Annotated in this window: 2 protein-coding genes; both read right to left on the bottom strand. The window is 70.4% G+C overall.

Going from position 1 to position 1,582, the window contains the following annotated elements; genetic code table 11:
- Nucleotides 1–1,124: GH25 family lysozyme (locus Aph01nite_RS40875; RefSeq protein ID WP_204046472.1), on the bottom strand; the 1,124-nt coding region annotated here is incomplete at its 3' end.
- Between the two features lie 53 nt (nt 1,125–1,177).
- Nucleotides 1,178–1,582, bottom strand: a 405-nt coding sequence (locus Aph01nite_RS40870) for an FG-GAP repeat domain-containing protein (RefSeq protein WP_204046471.1), incomplete at its 5' end; no start/stop codon positions are given.

Below are 1,582 nucleotides of genomic sequence, written 5' to 3'. Positions count from 1 at the left end.
AGCGTGTTCCACGCAGTGCCGAGACCGACCAGAGGAGCGACCGACGGGTTCCCGGGAGTGCTGGTGTTACGCCAGACGAAGAGCTTGTCGGGGTCTTGGGTGCCGAGGATGTCGGTCCTGCCGTCGCCGTCGTAGTCGGCCAGCCAGTACTTCGTGATCGTGCGCCAGCCGGTCGAGACGAGCTTGCTCTGACCGCGAGAGGGGCTGCCCGAGGAGCTGGTGTTCGGGATGAACCACAGGTCGTCGCCGGTCTGGCCGAGGCCGAGGACGTCGGGTTTCCCGTCGCCGTCGAAGTCGGTCACCCGGCCGCCCTGCGGGTCGACCAGCGCGCGCGGCGGGTCGCGCCGGACCAGCGCGTCGAGGTCGGCCTGGCTGCCGTTGAAGACGTTCAGCGTGACGTTCGTGGTCGGCACCCCGGGCACGCTGCCGACGTCGGCGTACTGCCACATGAGCCAGGTCGGCCAGCCCGAGGGCACTGACGGGAGAGTGCGGCCGGAGGTGTAGTCGGCGACCTGGAGGCCGTAGGAGCCGAAGGCCGTGGTGTTGCCCATGCAGCTCGACATGAAGCCGCGCGACGTGTAGATCCACGGCTTCACCCCGAACGCGGACTGCACCCGGTCGAGGAACTGCTGAACGAACGAGACGGTCGTGTACGGCGGGCACGAGCTGGTGCCGTCGTCGGTCCACTCCAGGTCGAGGATCGGCGGTAGTTCGTTCGCCCGGGTCCCGGTGTACCCGGCGTTCCGCAGGGCGCTGACGAAGAAGTCGGCCTGCGCGGCCACGTTGGAGCTGGTGCCGGTCAGGTAGTGGTAGGGCGCGGTCGGGATGCCCTGGCCGAGCGCCCCGGCCAGGTCGGCGGCGAAGTAGGAGTTGGTCTTGTTGGTGCCCCGGGTGGCCTTGAGGGTGGCGAAGGCGATGCCCGACTGGCGGATCTGTGCCCAGTTCACGGCCGCCCCGTTGGGGTGCTGGTATTCGGTGACGTCGACGCCCCGTACGGGGAACCGGCTCGGGTCGGGGTTGGCGGAGGCTGCGGCGGCGGGCTGGGCGAGAGCGGTGGCGAGGCCGGCGGCGGCCAGTGCGAGGACGACGAAGCGGCGGAGAGCGGACACGGTGATGCCAGACACGGTGACTCCAGAAGGCGAAGGGGGCCGCCCGCGAGGGGCGGCCCGGGAGGGGGTTACTGGGCGGTGGGGATGTGGCTGATCGTGCTCCAGGCGGTGCCGAGGCTGGTCAGGGCGGTGAAGCCGGGGGTGCCGCCGGAGTGGGTGCCGCGCCAGGTGAACATCTGGTCGTCGCCCTGGACGCCCAGCAGGTCGGTCTTGCCGTCGCCGTCGTAGTCGGCGACCAGGTAGCTGGTGATGGAGGCCCAGCCGGTGCTCATCGGGATGCTCTGGCCGCGGGAGAGGGTGGTGCCGCTGGTGGTGTTCGGAATGACCCAGAGCTGGTCGGCGCTCCCGGCGGTCCAGCCGGCGATGTCGACCTTGCCGTCACCGGTGAAGTCGCCCAGCACGAGCTTGGTCAACGTGTTCCAGCCATTGCCCAGGTTGGCCAGCGGCGCGAAGGAGGGGACGCCGCCGGTGGC

The sequence above is a fragment of the Acrocarpospora phusangensis genome, from assembly GCF_016862995.1.
GTDB lineage: Bacteria > Actinomycetota > Actinomycetes > Streptosporangiales > Streptosporangiaceae > Acrocarpospora > Acrocarpospora phusangensis.
Note: the sequence above shows the minus strand (reverse complement) of the source record. Positions and strands in the feature narration are given on the sequence as shown.